Annotated in this window: 13 protein-coding genes and 2 pseudogenes; 6 read left to right on the top strand and 9 right to left on the bottom strand. The window is 69.5% G+C overall.

Annotation, left to right across the window (positions count from 1 at the left end; genetic code table 11):
- Positions 1 to 7 precede the first annotated feature (7 nt).
- Positions 8 to 2,416, bottom strand: a complete 2,409-nt coding sequence (locus LXT12_RS25785; protein WP_233395257.1) for a DNA internalization-related competence protein ComEC/Rec2 — start codon at positions 2,414 to 2,416, stop codon at positions 8 to 10.
- Positions 2,417 to 2,530: 114 nt separating this feature from the next.
- Here LXT12_RS25785 and LXT12_RS25790 point away from each other — a divergent pair, with 114 nt between their 5' ends.
- Positions 2,531 to 2,998: a RidA family protein gene (locus LXT12_RS25790; RefSeq protein WP_233395259.1), complete on the top strand. Its 468-nt coding sequence runs from the start codon at positions 2,531 to 2,533 to the stop codon at positions 2,996 to 2,998.
- Positions 2,998 to 3,489: a disulfide bond formation protein B gene (locus LXT12_RS25795; protein WP_233395261.1), complete on the top strand. Its 492-nt coding sequence runs from the start codon at positions 2,998 to 3,000 to the stop codon at positions 3,487 to 3,489. Before LXT12_RS25790 ends, LXT12_RS25795 begins: the two co-directional genes overlap by 1 nt.
- Positions 3,490 to 4,108: 619 nt before the next feature.
- Here the strand turns inward: LXT12_RS25795 and paoC are convergent.
- From paoC to LXT12_RS25820, 4 genes and pseudogenes are all read right to left on the bottom strand, one after another.
- Positions 4,109 to 6,306, bottom strand: a pseudogene (gene paoC, locus LXT12_RS27100) (aldehyde oxidoreductase molybdenum-binding subunit PaoC).
- A complete protein-coding gene (locus tag LXT12_RS25810; RefSeq protein WP_233395265.1) occupies positions 6,303 to 7,259 on the bottom strand; it encodes an FAD binding domain-containing protein in 957 nt (318 codons plus the stop codon). The pseudogene paoC and the gene LXT12_RS25810 overlap by 4 nt, the downstream one beginning before the upstream one ends.
- Positions 7,260 to 7,269: 10 nt before the next feature.
- A pseudogene (gene paoA / locus LXT12_RS25815) lies at positions 7,270 to 7,902 on the bottom strand (aldehyde dehydrogenase iron-sulfur subunit PaoA); the annotation flags it as partial.
- A 95-nt stretch (positions 7,903 to 7,997) separates the two neighbouring features.
- Positions 7,998 to 9,770, bottom strand: a complete 1,773-nt coding sequence (locus LXT12_RS25820) for a gamma-glutamyltransferase family protein (RefSeq protein WP_233395267.1) — start codon at positions 9,768 to 9,770, stop codon at positions 7,998 to 8,000.
- 257 nt (positions 9,771 to 10,027) lie between these two features.
- On the opposite strand from LXT12_RS25820, the gene LXT12_RS25825 reads away from it, so the two are divergent.
- The 3 genes from LXT12_RS25825 to LXT12_RS25835 are packed head-to-tail and all read left to right on the top strand — an operon-like array spanning position 10,028 to position 11,703.
- Complete coding sequence (locus LXT12_RS25825) at positions 10,028 to 10,540, top strand: PAAR domain-containing protein (RefSeq protein ID WP_233395269.1); 513 nt, start codon at positions 10,028 to 10,030, stop codon at positions 10,538 to 10,540.
- A gap of 1 nt (position 10,541) precedes the next feature.
- Positions 10,542 to 11,300: a hypothetical protein gene (locus tag LXT12_RS25830; RefSeq protein WP_233395271.1), complete on the top strand. Its 759-nt coding sequence runs from the start codon at positions 10,542 to 10,544 to the stop codon at positions 11,298 to 11,300.
- The gene (locus tag LXT12_RS25835) at positions 11,266 to 11,703 is read left to right on the top strand and encodes a hypothetical protein (RefSeq protein WP_233395273.1); all 438 of its coding nucleotides are present in this window, start codon (positions 11,266 to 11,268) and stop codon (positions 11,701 to 11,703) included. Before LXT12_RS25830 ends, LXT12_RS25835 begins: the two co-directional genes overlap by 35 nt.
- Positions 11,704 to 11,826: 123 nt before the next feature.
- Here LXT12_RS25835 and LXT12_RS25840 read toward each other — a convergent pair whose 3' ends face one another.
- Both LXT12_RS25840 and LXT12_RS25845 read right to left on the bottom strand, forming a co-directional pair.
- The gene (locus tag LXT12_RS25840; protein WP_233395280.1) at positions 11,827 to 12,465 is read right to left on the bottom strand and encodes a 3-oxoacid CoA-transferase subunit B; all 639 of its coding nucleotides are present in this window, start codon (positions 12,463 to 12,465) and stop codon (positions 11,827 to 11,829) included.
- Between the two features lie 2 nt (positions 12,466 to 12,467).
- Positions 12,468 to 13,175, bottom strand: coding sequence for a CoA transferase subunit A (locus LXT12_RS25845; protein ID WP_233395286.1), 708 nt, complete (start codon positions 13,173 to 13,175; stop codon positions 12,468 to 12,470).
- 82 nt (positions 13,176 to 13,257) lie between these two features.
- On the opposite strand from LXT12_RS25845, the gene LXT12_RS25850 reads away from it, so the two are divergent.
- The gene (locus LXT12_RS25850) at positions 13,258 to 13,812 is read left to right on the top strand and encodes a LuxR C-terminal-related transcriptional regulator (RefSeq protein ID WP_233395288.1); all 555 of its coding nucleotides are present in this window, start codon (positions 13,258 to 13,260) and stop codon (positions 13,810 to 13,812) included.
- A gap of 23 nt (positions 13,813 to 13,835) precedes the next feature.
- On the opposite strand, the gene LXT12_RS25855 is transcribed toward LXT12_RS25850, so the two are convergent.
- Both LXT12_RS25855 and yaaA read right to left on the bottom strand, forming a co-directional pair.
- On the bottom strand, positions 13,836 to 14,678 hold the full coding sequence (locus LXT12_RS25855; RefSeq protein WP_233395290.1) for a 2OG-Fe(II) oxygenase: 843 nt from the start codon (positions 14,676 to 14,678) through the stop codon (positions 13,836 to 13,838).
- Positions 14,675 to 15,460 carry a peroxide stress protein YaaA gene (gene yaaA, locus LXT12_RS25860; protein ID WP_233395295.1) on the bottom strand — a complete coding sequence of 262 codons (786 nt, stop codon included), beginning with the start codon at positions 15,458 to 15,460 and terminating at the stop codon, positions 14,675 to 14,677. The genes LXT12_RS25855 and yaaA overlap by 4 nt, the downstream gene beginning before the upstream one ends.
- Positions 15,461 to 15,464 lie beyond the last annotated feature (4 nt).

A 15,464-nucleotide genomic window follows, 5' to 3' on the forward strand; every position in this document is an offset into this window, starting at 1 on the left:
GCCGGCGTCAGAACGACAGCTCCGGCTCGGGGGGTGCCGCCTCGTCAGCCGGTGGACCGGGCAGTTCGGAAGGCGGCGTCCTGCGGTCCCGCCAGTAACGCGGTTCGCGCGCGCGCTCGCACAGGCCCGCCGGCGGGGGTTGGCCGCTGTGCCAGCGCCAGGCGCCACAGGCCGGAGTGGAGACGATGGCGATGCCGGCCGCCTGGTAGCGCGCCAGCACGGCCGGCGCGGGATGGCCGAAGCGGCTGCGGTAGCCCGCCTGCACGATGCCGACCGCGGGCCGCACCGCCGCCAGCAGCTCGTCGCTGGAGGAGGTCTTGCTGCCATGGTGGGGCACCAGCAGCACGTCGGCGCGCAGGTCGGCCTCGCGCCGCGCCAGCGCCCTCTCCTCCCCGGCCTCCAGGTCGCCGGCCAGCAGCGCCCGCCGCCCCGAGGCCGCGCTGATGCGCAGCACGCAGGACAAGTCGTTGGACTTGAGGCCGGCCTCGTAGTGGGCCGGCGTGGGGTGCAGCAGCTCGAAGCGCACACCATCCCAGGTCCAGGACTGGCCGGCCTCGCAGCGCGCGGCAGCCCCGCCGCCGGCCAGCAGGGGATGCGCCGGCTCCAGTGAACTGCGCAGTTCGGCCACCGGCAGCGCCCGCATCAGGCTCGCCGCGCCGCCGACGTGGTCACCGTCGCGGTGGCTCAGCACCAGCGCGTCCAGCCTCCGCACGCCCAGGCCGCGCAGCAGCGGCAGCAGCACCCGCTCGCCGGCGTCGGCGCCCGGCGAGTAGCCGGGGCCGGCGTCGAAGACCAGCACATGCCCGGCCGTCCTGACGACGACGGCATTGCCCTGGCCGACGTCGGGCGCCAGCAGCTCGAACTCGCCCGCCGCCGGCCGCGGCACGGCCGGCCACAGCAGGGGCAGGGTCATCGCCAGCCCCGCCAGGCGAAGCCGCCACGGCAGGCGCATCACCATCAGCGCCGCACCCAGCAGGGCCAGGGCCTGGGCGGCCAACGGCGCCGCCGGCAGCCACCACACCGCCGCGGGCCAGGCCGCAAGCAGGCGGAGCCAGGCCATCAGGCCCTGCATGAGCACGGCGGCCAGCGTCCACAGCGGTGGCCAGAACCCGCCCAGCAACGCCAGCGGCGTGACGATGAAGCTGATCAGCGGAATGGCCGCCAGGTTGGTCAGCAGGCCCACCACCGACAGCTGCGCGAAGCAGATGAGGCTGAGCGGCGCCAGGCCCACGGTGGCGATGCCCTGGGTGCGCAGCGCCCCGAACAGGCGAGCCCGCCAGCCCTCGGCGGGCTCGCCGCCGGCCGCCATCAGCAGCCCCACGGCGCCGAACGAGAGCCAGAAGCCGGGCTGCATCAGCGCCCAGGGATCGGCCGCCGTGACGACGACCGCCGCGGCGAGCAGCACCAGCGGCCAGGGCCAGCGCAGGTTGAGGCTGCGCAGGGCCGCCACGGCCGCCAGCATGAGCACCGTGCGCTGGGACGGCACACCCCAGCCCGAGAACAGCGCATAGGCCAAGGCCGCGGCCACGCCGAGCCAGCGCGCGGCGGTCGGCGCGGGCAGGCGCAGGCACAGCCGAGAACTGCGGCGCCACAGCGGCCCCGCCAGCGCGGCGGCCAGCCAGGCGAACAGGGTGACGTGCAGACCCGAGACGCTGAGCAGATGGGCCACGCCGGTGTCGCGGAACAGCGCCCAGTCGGCATGGCCGATGGCGTTCTGGTCGCCGAGGCTGAGCGCCGCCAGCACGCCGGCCATGCCGGGGTCGGCCACGTGGTCGCGGATGGCGCTGCGCAGCCGCTGGCGTGCCGCGTCCAGCGACCACCACGGCGCCGGCTGCAGCCGCTCGGCCGCGCGCACCACGCCGGTCGCCCGCAGGCCCTGCTCGAAGAGCCAGAGTTCGGCATCGAAACCGCCCGGGTTGGCCAGCCCGTGCGCCCGCTTGAGCCGGGCCGTGAAGCGCCAGCGCTCGCCGGCCGTGACCGCCGCGACGCGGCCCGGCAGCTCGTAGGCCAGCAGCATCAGCCGCCGCGGCACCTCGGGCGCCAGGGCCTGCGGCGTCGGGCCCACCGACTCGACCTCGAACTCGAAGCGCCAGCCCGGCACGCCGCCCTGGCCGGTCACGGCGATGGGCAGGGAATCGACCCGGCCGACGAGCACCAGGTCCCGGCCCTCCCAGGCGGGGTGGAGGTCGGCGGCCAGGCGCAGCTCGGCCCTCAGCGCGCCCTGGGCGAATGCCAGCAGGGCCGCGCCGGCGGCGAGCGCGAACCGAGGCCGCCGGCGCCACCACGGCAGCGTGGCGAGGACGGCCAGCACGGCGGCCAGCAGCGCGTATTCGGCCGGCGTGGGCAGGCGTTCGCAGCGGTGCAGGGCCGCGAGGCCGAGCAACCATGCCAGGCCCATCGAGACGAGATCGCGCATGCCTGCCGGCTGCGCTCGCTGCTTGCGCAATGCCCCTCCCCGACGCTCTTGTTTTGATGATGTCGGGGTGTAGCATGCCGCCGTTTTTCTCTTGCGCCACCGCGCCTTTCCCGCATGAGCTCCACCGCCATCCAAGCCCGGCTCGCCGAACTCGGCATCACCCTGCCGCCCGTGTCCGCTCCGGCCGCCGCCTACCGGCCCTTCACGCGCACCGGCAACCTGCTCTTCCTGTCCGGCCACATCGCCAAGAAGGACGGCAAGCCCTGGGTCGGGCAACTGGGCAAGGATGTCGAGACGGCCACCGGCCAGCAGGCCGCGCGGGCCGTCGCCATCGACCTGCTCGGCACCTTGCAGGCCGCCACGGGCGACCTGGGCAAGGTGGTGCGCATCGTCAAGGTGATGAGCCTGGTCAACAGCACGCCGGCCTACACCGAGCAGCACCTCGTCACCAACGGCTGCTCGGAGCTGCTCGCCACGGTGCTGGGTGATGCCGGCAAGCATGCGCGCAGCGCCTTCGGCGTGGCGCAGATCCCGCTCGGCGCCTGCGTCGAGATCGAGCTGATTGCCGAGATCCGCGACTGATGTTCATCCAGCCTTCCAAGTTGCCGGCCCGAGCGCTGGCGGGCATGGCCGCGGCCAGCTTCGCCGCCGTCGCAGTGGCCTACGTCGCCCAGCACCAGTTCGGCGTCAAGCCCTGCCCCTGGTGCGTGCTGCAGCGCCTGGTGTTCCTGCTGATCGGCACGGCGTCCTTCCTCGGCTGGCTGATGCAGGCCAAGCGGGCCTTGCGCCAGGGCTTCGTCGTGCTGGTGCTGATGCTGTGCGCGGCCGGCCTGACGGCGGCGGTCTTCCAGCACGAGGTGGCCTCGCAGAGCGCGAGCTGTGCCCTCGGCCTGGCCGACAAGATCGTCACGGCCCTGAACCTCGAGGACCTGTGGCCGTCGATGTTCATGATCACGGCCAACTGCGCGGATGCGGCGGCGTACCGGTTCGTGGGGCTGCCGTATGAGGTGTGGAGCGGGATGCTCTTCCTGGGCTTGGGCGCGATGGGTGTGGTGGTGCTGGGGAAGCGCTGACTGGCGGCGGAGCCTTTGCGACTCGGTGCGGTTTTGGTCGGGTTGCTCTTGCATTGAGCCTTTGGAACTCGATGCACCGCCGCGGGAATCCGCCCCGCGAGGGCGGGTAACTTTCTTCTGTCAGCGCCAGAAGAAAGTCACCAAAGAAGAGGCGCTCTAAATCCAGCGCCCTGTTGCGTTGAACGCCAAGAAGTGCCCCGAGGCGAGCCGCTGCGCTCTCGCTGCTGTCCCTATGCCGAGCACCACAAATCGGACCTTCACGCCGGTTAACGCCGGCTGCACGCCGGGCTCACCAATGAAGGCACCACACCCCACGACGCGCCGCCCGAGCGGCGCTTGCATTCAACTCGTGAGTTCGGCGTGCAGCCGACGTTAGGCGGCCATGCGGCGCGATGGATGGCGCCCGGGATAGGGACAGCGGCGAGAGCGCAGCGGGTCGCCTGTAGCCTGATCCGAGCGTTCAGCGAACGAGGGTGCTCGCTTTAAAGCGCCTCTTCTTTGGTGACTTTCTTCTGGCGCGACAGAAGAAAGTTACCCGCCCTCGCGGGGCGGATTCCCGCGGCGGTGCAGAGAGTCGCAAGGCTCTTCGCAAAAGCAACCCGACCAAAGCCGCGGCCGCTCAAACCACCCCAGGCAAGCCCCCCAGCAACTTGTCCAACGTCACCGGATAGTCCCTCACCCTGACCCCGGTGGCGTTGTAGATCGCATTCGCCACCGCCGCCGCCGCGCCGCAGATGCCCAGCTCGCCCACGCCCTTGGCCTTCATCGGCGACGAGACCGGGTCCGTCTCGTCCAGGAAGACGACGTCGAGGTGGGGCACGTCGGCGTGTACCGGCACCTCGTAGCTCGCGAGGTCGTGGTTGACGAAAAAGCCGCGGCGACGGTCGACCTTCAGGTCCTCCATCAGCGCCGCGCCTATCCCCATGGTCATCGCCCCGATGACCTGGCTGCGCGCCGAGATGGGGTTGAGGATGCGGCCCGCCGCGCAGACGGCCAGCATGCGGCGCACGCGCACCTCGCCCGTCCAGGCATCCACGGCGACCTCGCAGAAATGCCCGCCGAAGGTGGACTGCTGATAGCGCTTGTCGAGGTCGCCGTACTCGATGCCGTCCTCCGCCACGAGGCCGGCGAAGTGGGCCAACGGCACCGCCCTGCCCGGCCCGCGTACCTCGCCGTCGACGAACTGCGCCTGCGCCCCGATGCCGGCCTTCGCGGCTACCAGGCCGCGCAGCTTCATGCAGGCCGCGTAGACGCCCGCCGTCGAGTTGTTGCCGCCCCACTGGCCGCCCGAGCCGCAGGAGACGGGGAAGTCCGAGTCGCCCAGGCGCACCACCACCTTCTCCAGCGGCAGACCCATCACCTCGGCGGCCGTCTGGGCAATGATGGTGTAGCTGCCGGTGCCGATGTCGGTCATGTCGGTCTCGACCGTCACGCGGCCCTGGCCGTCCAGGCGCACGCGTGCCTTGGACTTCATCACCAGGTTGTTGCGAAAGGCGGCTGCCATGCCGAGACCGACAAGCCAGTCGCCCTCGCGCACCTGCGCCGGCCGGGCCTGGCGGCGGTGCCAGCCGAAGCGCTCGGCCCCTGCTTCAGGCATTGCGCGAGGCGGCGCTGCGAGAAGGGTCGGCCGGGCTTCTCCGGGTCGACCTGGGTGTCGTTGCGCAGACGGAAGTCGATGGGGTCCAGCCCCAGCTTCTCGGCCATCTCGTCCATCGCCATCTCCAGGGCCATCAGCCCCGGCGCCTCGCCCGGCGCCCGCATGGCATTGCCCTCGGGCAGGTCCAGCACGGCCAGGTGCATGGCGGTGTGGCGGTGCTCGCCGGCGTAGAGCAGGCGGGTCTGGTTGACCGCCGTCTCGGGCTTGCCGCCCGGCAGGTCGCCCGACCAGCTCTCGTGCGAGATGGCATGGATGCGGCCTTCCTTCGACGCGCCGATGCGGATGCGCTGGACGGTGGCCGGCCGGTGCGTCGTGTTGTTGAACATCAGCGGCCGCGGGAGCGCCAGCTTGACGGGCCGCCCGGCCGCCCGGGAGCCGAGAGCCGCCAGCAGCACGTCGGCGCGCAGGAAGAGCTTGCCGCCGAAGCCGCCGCCCACGAACGGCGACTTCACGTGCACGTTCTCCTTGGGCAGGCCCAGGGTCTTGGCGAGGTCGGTGACGGCCCAGTCCACCATCTGGTTGGACGTCCAGACCGTCAGCCGCGGGCCCTCCCACCAGGCGATGCTGGCATGCGGCTCCATCATCGCGTGGCCCTGGTCGGGCGTGGTGTAGGTGGCGTCGAGCCGCACCGGCGCCTTGGCGAGGGCGGCGTCGAAGTCGCCGACCCGCGTCTGCGCCTTGCCGCCCATGCCGTCGCTCTTGGCCAGCGGGGCGCGCGCCTTCTGCGCCGCCAGGTCGAAGCGGCCCGGCGCCTCCTCGTAGCTCACCTCGACCAGGGCCGCCGCCGCCCTCGCCTGCTCGAAGGTCTCGGCCACCACGACGGCCAGGGCCTGGTGGTAGTGGTCGACCTCGGGGCCGCCGAGCAGCCGGGCGGTGTTCTTGCTGCCCTTGCCGAGCTTGCCGGCGTTCTGCGCCGTGACGATGGCCAGCACGCCGGGCGCCGCGCGGGCGGCGCGCAGCTCCATGGCGGCGACCCGGCCCTTGCCGATGCCGGCGCAGACAACGTAGCCCACCGCCGGCGCCGGCGTCACCTCGTGGTGCTCGTAGGCATAGGGCGCCGTGCGCGTGGTCTTGAGCGGGCCGTCGATGCGCGGCGTGGGGCGGCCGACGACACGGCCCTGGTCGATGGGGTTGGTGGTGGCGGGGCGGTCGAATCTCATGCCGGGGCCTTCACGGAATGCAGCAGGCCGGCCAGCGTGCGCTGCGCCAGGGGCAGCTTGAAGGCGTTGTCGGGCGTGGGCCGCGCGCCGGCGAAGGCCTGGCTGAAATACGGCCCGACGCCCTGGGCCAGCAGCGGCTCGGCCGCCTCGACGCGCCAGGGCTTGGGCGCCACGCCGCCAAAGGCCAGCCGGGCCGAGCCGTCGCGCTGCACGATGGCGGCCACCGAGACCAGGGCGAAGGCATAGGAAGCGCGGTCGCGCACCTTGCGGTAGACCTGCGAGCCGCCGGCCGGCGGCGGCAGCAGCACCGCGGTGACCAGTTCGCCGGGGGCCAGGGTGTGCTCGACATGGGGGGTGTCGCCAGGCAGCCGGTGGAAGTCGGCGATGGGAATGCGGCGCGGCCTGCCGTCGGGCTGCAGGGTCTCGACCTCGGCGTCCAGCACCCGCATGGCCACCGCCATGTCGCTCGGATGCTGGGCGATGCAGGCCGGGCTGGTGCCGATGACGGCCAGCGACCGCGACACGCCGCCCAGGGCACCGCAGCCGCTGCCCGGCTGGCGCTTGTTGCAGGGCTGCCGGGTGTCGTAGAAGTAGGGGCAGCGGGTGCGCTGCAGCAGGTTGCCGGCGGTGGTGGCGCGGTTGCGCAGCTGGCCCGAAGCGCCCGCCAGCAGGGCCCGCGAAAGCACCGCGTAGTCGCGCCGCACGGTCGCGTGACCGGCGAGGTCGCTGTTGCGCACCAGGGCGCCGATGCGCAGGCCGCCTTCGCGCGTGGCCTCGACGCGGTCCAGGCCCAGGGCGTTGATGTCGACGAGCTGGCCCGGCGTCTCGATCTGCAGCTTCATCAGGTCGACGAGGTTGGTGCCGCCGGCGATGAAGCGCGCGCCCGGCTGGCTGGCGACCGCCGCGGCGGCCTCGGCGGGCGTGCGCGCACGCAGGTAGCCGAAGGGCTTCATGCGGTGCCCCGCGGGCCTGGGCGACCTCGGTGATGGCCTCGGCGATGTTGGAGTAGGCGCCGCAGCGGCAGAGGTTGCCGCTCATGCGCTCGCGCAGCTCATCGGCCGACAGCAGCGGCCGGGCCGACAGGTCGGTCGTCACGTGGCTGGGCATGCCGCGCCCGAGCTCGTCCAGCATGCCGACCGCCGAGCAGATCTGGCCGGGAGTGCAGTAGCCGCACTGGTAGCCGTCGTGGGCGATGAAGGCGGCCTGCAGCGGATGCAGGCGCTCGGGCGTGCCCAGGCCTTCGATGGTGGTGACCCTGGCGTCGGGCAGCATCACGGCGAAGAGCAGGCAGCTGTTCACGCGCCGCCCCTCCACCAGCACCGTGCAGGCGCCGCACTGGCCGTGGTCGCAGCCCTTCTTGGTGCCGGTGAGGCGCAGGTGCTCGCGCAGCAAGTCCAGCAGCGTGGTGCGCGTGTCCACGTCCACCGTCTGGCGCTCGCCGTTGACCTCCAACGTGACGCGGCTCATCGGGCCCTCCGTCGAAGGCGGCGCGGAGGCTGGCGGCGAGGAGGCCGCGTCGACGCGGGCCACAGTCGCCGCGCCGGCGCCGGCCAGCAGCACGTCGCGGCGTGAAAGACATCCCTGCAACTCGTCCATGCCCGGCCCCTGAAGCACACCGGGGCAGCCTAGGCGGCGCTGCGGGCCCCGCCCTGTCGGACGGGAAGCCGTCGCCGCGCCGGACTCGGCTGGGCTTACTCGCCGCGCACGACGCCCTCGCGGCGCGGGTCGGCGCCGCCCGTCCAGCCGGCCGGGGTGCGCAGCAGCACCTGCAGGCCGCTGGTCAGGTCGCTCTCGTCGACCTGATGGCCGCGCTTGCGCAGCTCGTCCAGCTGTGCAGGCGAGAGCGCGCCGCGCTCGACGATGAGCCGGCCGGTGTTGAAGTGGCCGAAGTTGGGCAGGTCCACCGCCTGCTGGGCCGGCAGGCCCCAGGCCAGGGCGCCGGTCAGCACCTTGGCGACGTAATGGATGATGACCGGCCCGCCCGGCGAACCGGCCGCCATGACGAGGCGGCCGCCCCGGTCGAACACCAGCGTGGGCGCCATGCTGGAGCGCGGGCGCTTGCCGGCCTCGACGCGGTTGGCCACGGGCTTGCCGTCGGCGCCCACCGGGTTGAGCGAGAAGTCTGTCAGCTGGTTGTTGAGGATGAAGCCGCCCGCCAGGCCGGTGCCGCCGTCGCTCATGACCCGGCTGCCGAAGGCTGCCTCGACGCTGGTCGTCATGGACACCGCCTGGCCGTCGGCGTCGACGACGCTGACCTGGCTGGTGCCGTGCTCGGCCTGCTCCGGCTGCGGCGCCCAGGCGGCCTTCAGCGCGCCCGGGTCGCCGGCCGTGGCCGGCGCCATGGCGCGCTCGCCGATGAGGGCGCCACGCTCCTTCAGGTAGGCCGGCGCGAGCAGGTTGAGCCAGTCGCCGCCGGGCGCGGCGACGAAGGCGGGGTCGGCGATGAACTGGGCGCGGTCGGCGAAGGCGAGCTTGGCGGACTCGGCATAGGCGTGCAGCCAGTCGGCCGTGATGCCGCGCGCCGCCACGGCCTTGGGCTGGGTGTCGAGCAGGCCGAGGATCTGCATCAGCGTCAGGTGGCCCGAGGTGGGCGGGCCGAAGCCGCAGACCCGATAACTGCGCCAGTCATTGCACAGCGGCGGCCTCACGACGGCCTTGTAGCCGGCCAGGTCGGCCGTGGTCAGCAGGCCCGGGCGGGCATGGCCGCGCACGCGGCGCACGATGTCCTCGGCCACCGCGCCCTCGTAGAAGGCCTTGGGCCCTTTTTGCGCGATGCCGCGCAGCACGGCGGCGTAGGCGGGGTTCTTCAGCACGGTGCCGACGGGCTTGGGGGCGCCCGCGTCGTCGTAGAAGTAGGGGCCGGCCTGGGGGTCGGCTCGCAGTGCAGTCTCGCCCGCCAGCAGCTCGTTCAGCCGCGGGCTGACGGCGAAGCCCCGTTCCGCGAGGCGGATGGCCGGCTCGAACAGGCGGGGCCAGGGCAGCTTACCGTGCTGGCGATGCGCCTCGGCCAGCATGGCCAGCACGCCGGGCGCGCCGGTGGACAGGCCGCTCATGATGGCGTCGCGCATGGCCAGCGGGCGGCCGTCGGGCTTGAGGAACATCGCCGGCGTGGCCGCGGCGGGCGCCGTCTCGCGGCCGTCGAAGGCCTGCACCTGATGGCCGTCCCAGTGCATCAGGAAGGCACCACCGGCGATGCCGCTGGACTGCGGCTCCACCAGGCCGAGCACGGCCTGCACGGCCACGGCGGCGTCGATGGCGGAGCCACCGCCGCGCAGGATCTCGAGGCCGGCGTCCACCGCCAGCGGATTGGCGGCCGTCACGGCGAAGCGCCGGGCCGGCGTCGTGAGCCCGGGCGCCTTGGACGTGCGCGCGGTCGCGGCCTCGGGCTGGTCGACGGCCGGAGGCTGGGCATGGACGGGGGCCAGCAGCGCGGCCAGCAGCAGGGGGGCGAGAAGGCGGGTCATGGCGGCCATCTTATGGAACACGGCCACCTGTCCTGTGTAAGTAAAACTGCTTTCTTTACGGGCTTGTCGGGTACGACTCAGTACTCTGCCGAACAAGCAGTCGGCTGCTCGGCTCTCGAAATAGGACTTTCATTCCGTATGCAGGTCATTTGGTTCCATGGGCCGGCGTCCGCCTGTCTGGAGTGATAAACAAGGAATCGGCAGATGCACCAGGCACGGGATTCTTGTCCACCAACGTACCAGCAAACGACACCGCCATGAGAAGTTCTCTCTTCGGAAAAGCACAGATCATTGTTGGCGACAAAGCCACTCACGGTGGCGTCGTCCTATCGGGAAGCCCGACAAACAGCTGGCACGGAATACCAGTAGCCCGCAAAGGGGACAAGGTTTACTGCCCAAAGTGCAAGCCTCATGTCTTCGAAATAATCGAAGGCCTTGCAATATGCACAGACACGAATGCCAAGCTGCCTCTCGCCACGGAGGGCCACCTTACCGCCTGTGGCGCTGCCCTGGTTGCTAAGGCCGCCCCCGGCGGTGCAGAGGCAGCTGCTGCACTCTGCGACGCAATGATTGCAAATCAGGCTTTCGATGAGGAATTCACGTTGCGCGATCGGGATACTGGCGAACCACTTGCAAACACACCCTATACAGTGTTTTTTGAGAACGGTAACGTCGCGCACGGCACGACCGATGCACAAGGAAAGACGGGACGATATTACACAATAAAACCCGAGTCACTCGTCATCGAACTAGGGCATGCGGGAGAGTGAAATGACCGAACCCACAAGACCAACCAACCGCATCCCCAATAGCAACCAGAATTCCTTTCACAAAATACTATACACAAAGTCCCTGGACCAGAGCGGGTGGTTGGCAATCCGTATCCCTGAGGGAATCGTCGCAGTACCCGAATACCTGAAGGTTTCCGAAAACCAAACCAAAGATGGGCGCATTTATTTCAGCATTTTGGAAGGCCGATACAAGGGGAAAATTGCGAGCCTGGCATTGGAGAATAGAGAAAAATGCCTCATCTCGGCAAAACGTGGAAGCGGCGCCAAGTTAATCGCCAAAATACTGGGTCGCCAACAATTGAAATCCGTCGCGCGGCATGGAGAAGTTCGCAATCAGCTTGTAGCCAAGTTGTCGTTCGACGGCAAGATCGCCACAATATCGCTCGACTCAGATGTAGACTTCACCGAGACCAACCCCACAAGCCCCGATTACAACAAAACCCTTCATTCAAAGCCGCTTCCAAAGGGTACCTATAAAATCCTTACTCCCGATGGCGCCCACAATGCCAGATTCACGAACTTCTACGTTCAATATCAAAGCGACCTGAAGTATCACACCGTATGGTTTCCAATTGAGTACGCCGGAAATCACAACAGCAGCTTCGTGCATGTCGGGAACTTATCAGAAGGATGTGTGACCATATATCAATTTGACATGTGGAATTCCGTTTATGACTATCTGATCAAGAATCGAATGGACAGCAATGGAAAATACGTTGGCACTATCACTATCGAATAGCCTATTTGGCGCACTGCTCGTCATCACCGCCATTCCAGCCACGGCTCAAAATACCAGCAGCATAGAGGACATGCGCACCCGGGGCGATTGGCAGGGCCTTTATGAAGTACGGCAGGAAGCCAGAAGCTTCGTTGCCAAATGGAACAGCAAACATGGCACCAGTTTCGAGGCCCTCGAACCGAATCTAAAGGCCGGTGCGGTAGCCTGTGCCGTACCTCTGCGCGCGGAATGGACGACACGTTTGCCGGGTACGAACAGGTCCGTCGTTTCCGTGATATGCGACCGGACCGTTCATGCAGGCGGCGAGAAATGGAAGATTCCCGTCGCGGTGGCTGACAAGAATCACCGGCCGAATTCGCGGAGCAATCGCGTTAACTCCATGGCGTCAAGCACGCACCATTGAACAGCGCGGCTCTCAGCCGATTTGGATGGCCCAGCCCCGAGCAAGGGGCCGCCAATGCAAACGGGCCGGCTTGCGCCGACCCGTCGAGGCCCATGAACTGGGGGGTGGGAGCGAGGCTTTACCTCAGAGCAACGGAACCCCGGTCTTGCTTTGCGCAAATTCACGCGTCACGCCCTCGGCCAGCTCGACGACGCTGATGCCGTGGGGCGTCACGTCGAAGACGCCGAGGTCGGTGATGATGCGGTCCACCACGCCCACGCCCGTCAGCGGCAGGGTGCAGCTGGGGATGATCTTGAGGTCCTCGGTGCCGTCCTTCTTCTTGGCGACGTGCTCCATCAGCACGATGACGCGCTTGACGCCGGCCACGAGGTCCATGGCGCCGCCCATGCCCTTGACCATCTTGCCCGGGATCATCCAGTTGGCCAGGTCGCCCTTCTGGCTGACCTGCATGGCGCCGAGGATGCTGAGGTTGATCTTGCCGGCGCGGATCATCGCAAAGCTGTCGTGGCTGCCGAAGATGCTGGAGCCGGGCAGCGTGGTGACGGTCTGCTTGCCGGCGTTGATGAGGTCGGCGTCGACCTCGTCCTCGGTCGGGAAGGGGCCGATGCCCAGCATGCCGTTCTCGCTCTGCAGCCAGACTTCCTTGTCGGCCGGCACGTGGTTGGCCACCAGCGTCGGGATGCCGATGCCGAGGTTGACGTAGAAGCCGTCTTCGAGCTCCTGGGCCGCGCGGGCGGCCATCTGGTCTTGGGTCCAGGGCATGGTCAGGCCTCCTTCTTCGGGGACAGTGTCATCTTTTCGATCCGCTTTTCCGGATTGGCGTTCACGACGATGCGGTGCACGTAGATGCCCGGCAGGTGGACGGCGTCCGGATCGATGTCGCCGGTCTCGACGAGCTGCTCCACCTCCACGACGGTCAGCTTGCCGGCCATGGCGGCGGCCGGGTTGAAGTTGCGCGCGGTGCGGCGGAAGACGAGGTTGCCGCTCTTGTCGGCCTTGTAGGCCTTGACCAGGGCCACGTCGGGCACCAGGGCCTTCTCGAGGATGTAGGTGTGGCCGTCGAACTCGCGCGTCTCCTTGCCCTCGGCGATCAGGGTGCCGACGCCGGTGCGCACGAAGAAGGCCGGGATGCCGGCCCCGCCGGCACGCAGCTTTTCGGCCAGCGTGCCCTGGGGCGTGAACTCCAGCTCCAGTTCGCCGGCCAGGTACTGGCGCTCGAACTCCTTGTTCTCGCCGACGTAGCTGGAGATCATCTTCTTGATCTGCCGCGTGGTCAGCAGCTGGCCGAGGCCGAAGCCGTCGACGCCGGCGTTGTTCGAGATGACGGTGAGGTCCTTGACGCCGCTGTCGCGCAGCGCGGCGATCAGCGCCTCGGGGATGCCGCACAGGCCGAAGCCGCCGACGGCGAGCAATTGCCCATCCTTGACGACGCCGCGCAACGCCTCGTCGGCGCTCGGGTACACCTTGTTCATGCCACTGTCTCCTGGCCGTTTCAAAACGACCGCAAGGGTACTATCGCGCGCCGCCCGCCGTCGATTACGCAAGATCGCCTAAGTGGAACCCGCCGCCCTCGATTACCGCCACGCTTTCCAGTTCGCCCCCGTGGGGCTGGTGCTGTCGGCCCAGCGGCAGATCGTGGACTGCAACGAGCGGGTGCTGCAGATCTTCGGCGCCACGCGCGAGCAGCTCGTGGGGAGCAGCTTCGCCGTCATGTACCCGAGCACGGCCGAGTTCGAGCGCACCGGCGCGCGCATCGTCGCCAGCCTCGACGCCCAGGGCCACTACGCCGACGACCGCGTCATGCGCCGGCTAGGCAGCGGCGAGCTGTTCTGGTGCCACGTCACCGGCCGCGCCCTGGATCCGGCCGACCCGCATGCCCGCGGCATCTGGAGCTTCGAGGACCTGTCCGCCCGGCGCCAGATCACGGCCGACCTGACCCCGCGCGAACGCGAGATCGCCGCCCTGCTCGTCGAAGGCCAGACCAGCAAGCTCATCGGCCGGCGCCTGGGCGTGAGCCCGCGCACCGTGGACATCTACCGTGGCCGGCTGATGAAGAAGTACCAGGCGGGCAGCACGCCCGAGCTGATCCACAAGCTGCTCTCGGCGTAGCCATCGCCCCGCCGGAACCGACTTCAGTTGAACACGCCCTGGCGCAGCCACTTGGTCGCCACCCACTTCTCGCCCTCGACGACGGGCGAGCCGCCGTGCAGGGTCTGGGTGGAAGGGTGGGGCCGGTCGTAGCTGAAGAAGACGGCGTTGCCCTTGACCGGCGCGACGTCCAGGCCGATGTCGGGGAAGATGGTCGATCCGCCGGCCCCCGGCGTGTTGAGGTAGATCACCAGGGTGCCCACGCGCTGGCCGCCGCGCTTGAGGATGTTGGGCGTGCTGACATGACCCGGGTCGAAATAGTCGTAGTGCGGCTGGTACTCGGCGCCGGGCCGGTAGCGCAGCACCTGCAGGCCTTCGCCATGGTCCAGCGGCCAGCGCAGCAGGGTCGCGATGCGCGACTCCACGCGGCGGATCAGTTCGCTCTCGCAGCGCTCGAAGAACATGCCGTCGCTGGTGCGCGCGGCATTGACCTCGCTGCCCTCGGTGCCGGTGGCCACCGTCTCGGAACGCGCCAGGCGGGTCTTGGCCAGCTCGATGATGCCGTCGCACTCCTCGTCGGAGAGCAGGTCGCCGAAGACGACGACGCGGGGCTGGCGCAGCGCCATGACGACCTTGACCTGGCGGTCGCCGGCATCCATCACCGGCGCGAAGCGGCTCAGGTCGGGCTCGGGCATGCCCGGCGTGCCGACGGACGGCGCCGTCAGGGTGGCCGACTGGCCGAGCTGGCGGGCGAGCGCCTGGCGGGCGATGGACTCGTCCCAGCCGCTGCCCAGCATGGCGGCCAGGATGCTTTCCGAAGGATGGCCGGCGCGCGACTGGTCGGCGATCCACTCGAGGAGTTCGGGCGTGATGGCTTGCTGGCTCATGGCAGGGCTTTGCGTCGGAAGACGAAGGTGTCGGCGGTGGACGCCGCCGGGGCGAAGCGGTAGCCGTCGAGGTCGAAGTCCTTCAGGCCCTCGGGCGTCTCGATGCGGTGCAGGATGGCGTGGCGCGCCATCAGGCCGCGGGCGCGCTTGGCGAAGAAGCTGATGATCTTGTAGCCGCCGTTCTTCCAGTCCTCGAACTGGCAGTCCACCACGCGCGGCTTGAGCACGGCGCGGTTGGCGGCGCGGAAATACTCCTGCGAGGCCAGGTTGACGATGACGGGCGCCTTCTCGCCACGCGCGAGCTTGTTCAGGTGCTGGGCCAGGCGGTCGCCCCAGTAGTCGTAGAGGCTGGCGCCGGCCGGCGTCGCCAGGCGCGTGCCCATCTCCAGCCGGTAGGGCTGCATGCGGTCCAGCGGGCGCAGGATGCCGTACAGGCCCGACAGCATGCGCACGTGCTGCTGGGCCCAGGCGAGGTCGTCGGCGGACAGGCTCTTCGCGTCCAGGCCGTCGTAGACGTCGCCATTGAAGGCCAGCACCGCCGGCTTGCTGTTGTGCTCGGTGAAGCGTGGCCGCCAGGCGGCGTAGCGCTCGACGTTGAGCCGGGCCAGGGGCTCGGACAGGTCCATCAGCTCGCGCACGTCGTCCACGCTCTTGGCGCGGAGCACGTCGATGAGGGCGGCCGTATCGTCGAGGAACTGCGGGCGCGTCAGCGCCGGCGCCAGCTCCGGCGGCGTGGGGGTGTCGTAGTCGAGGGACTTGGCAGGCGAGAGCAGGAACAGCATGGGC

The sequence above is a fragment of the Pelomonas caseinilytica genome (assembly GCF_021353235.1).
GTDB classification, from domain to species: Bacteria; Pseudomonadota; Gammaproteobacteria; order Burkholderiales; family Burkholderiaceae_C; genus Pelomonas; species Pelomonas caseinilytica.

Excerpts from the sequence above, each read along its gene's own strand:
- LXT12_RS25835 (WP_233395273.1), top strand. The coding sequence starts at position 11,266 with ATGGAAAATACGTTGGCACTATCACTATCGAATAGCCTATTTGGCGCA.
- LXT12_RS25825 (WP_233395269.1), top strand. The coding sequence starts at position 10,028 with ATGAGAAGTTCTCTCTTCGGAAAAGCACAGATCATTGTTGGCGACAAA.
- LXT12_RS25790 (WP_233395259.1), top strand. The coding sequence starts at position 2,531 with ATGAGCTCCACCGCCATCCAAGCCCGGCTCGCCGAACTCGGCATCACC.
- LXT12_RS25810 (WP_233395265.1), bottom strand. The coding sequence starts at position 7,259 with ATGAAGCCCTTCGGCTACCTGCGTGCGCGCACGCCCGCCGAGGCCGCC.
- LXT12_RS25830 (WP_233395271.1), top strand. The coding sequence starts at position 10,542 with ATGACCGAACCCACAAGACCAACCAACCGCATCCCCAATAGCAACCAG.
- yaaA (WP_233395295.1), bottom strand. The coding sequence starts at position 15,460 with ATGCTGTTCCTGCTCTCGCCTGCCAAGTCCCTCGACTACGACACCCCC.
- LXT12_RS25785 (WP_233395257.1), bottom strand. The coding sequence starts at position 2,416 with ATGCGCGATCTCGTCTCGATGGGCCTGGCATGGTTGCTCGGCCTCGCG.
- LXT12_RS25820 (WP_233395267.1), bottom strand. The coding sequence starts at position 9,770 with ATGACCCGCCTTCTCGCCCCCCTGCTGCTGGCCGCGCTGCTGGCCCCC.
- LXT12_RS25855 (WP_233395290.1), bottom strand. The coding sequence starts at position 14,678 with ATGAGCCAGCAAGCCATCACGCCCGAACTCCTCGAGTGGATCGCCGAC.
- LXT12_RS25840 (WP_233395280.1), bottom strand. The coding sequence starts at position 12,465 with ATGCCCTGGACCCAAGACCAGATGGCCGCCCGCGCGGCCCAGGAGCTC.
- LXT12_RS25795 (WP_233395261.1), top strand. The coding sequence starts at position 2,998 with ATGTTCATCCAGCCTTCCAAGTTGCCGGCCCGAGCGCTGGCGGGCATG.
- LXT12_RS25845 (WP_233395286.1), bottom strand. The coding sequence starts at position 13,175 with ATGAACAAGGTGTACCCGAGCGCCGACGAGGCGTTGCGCGGCGTCGTC.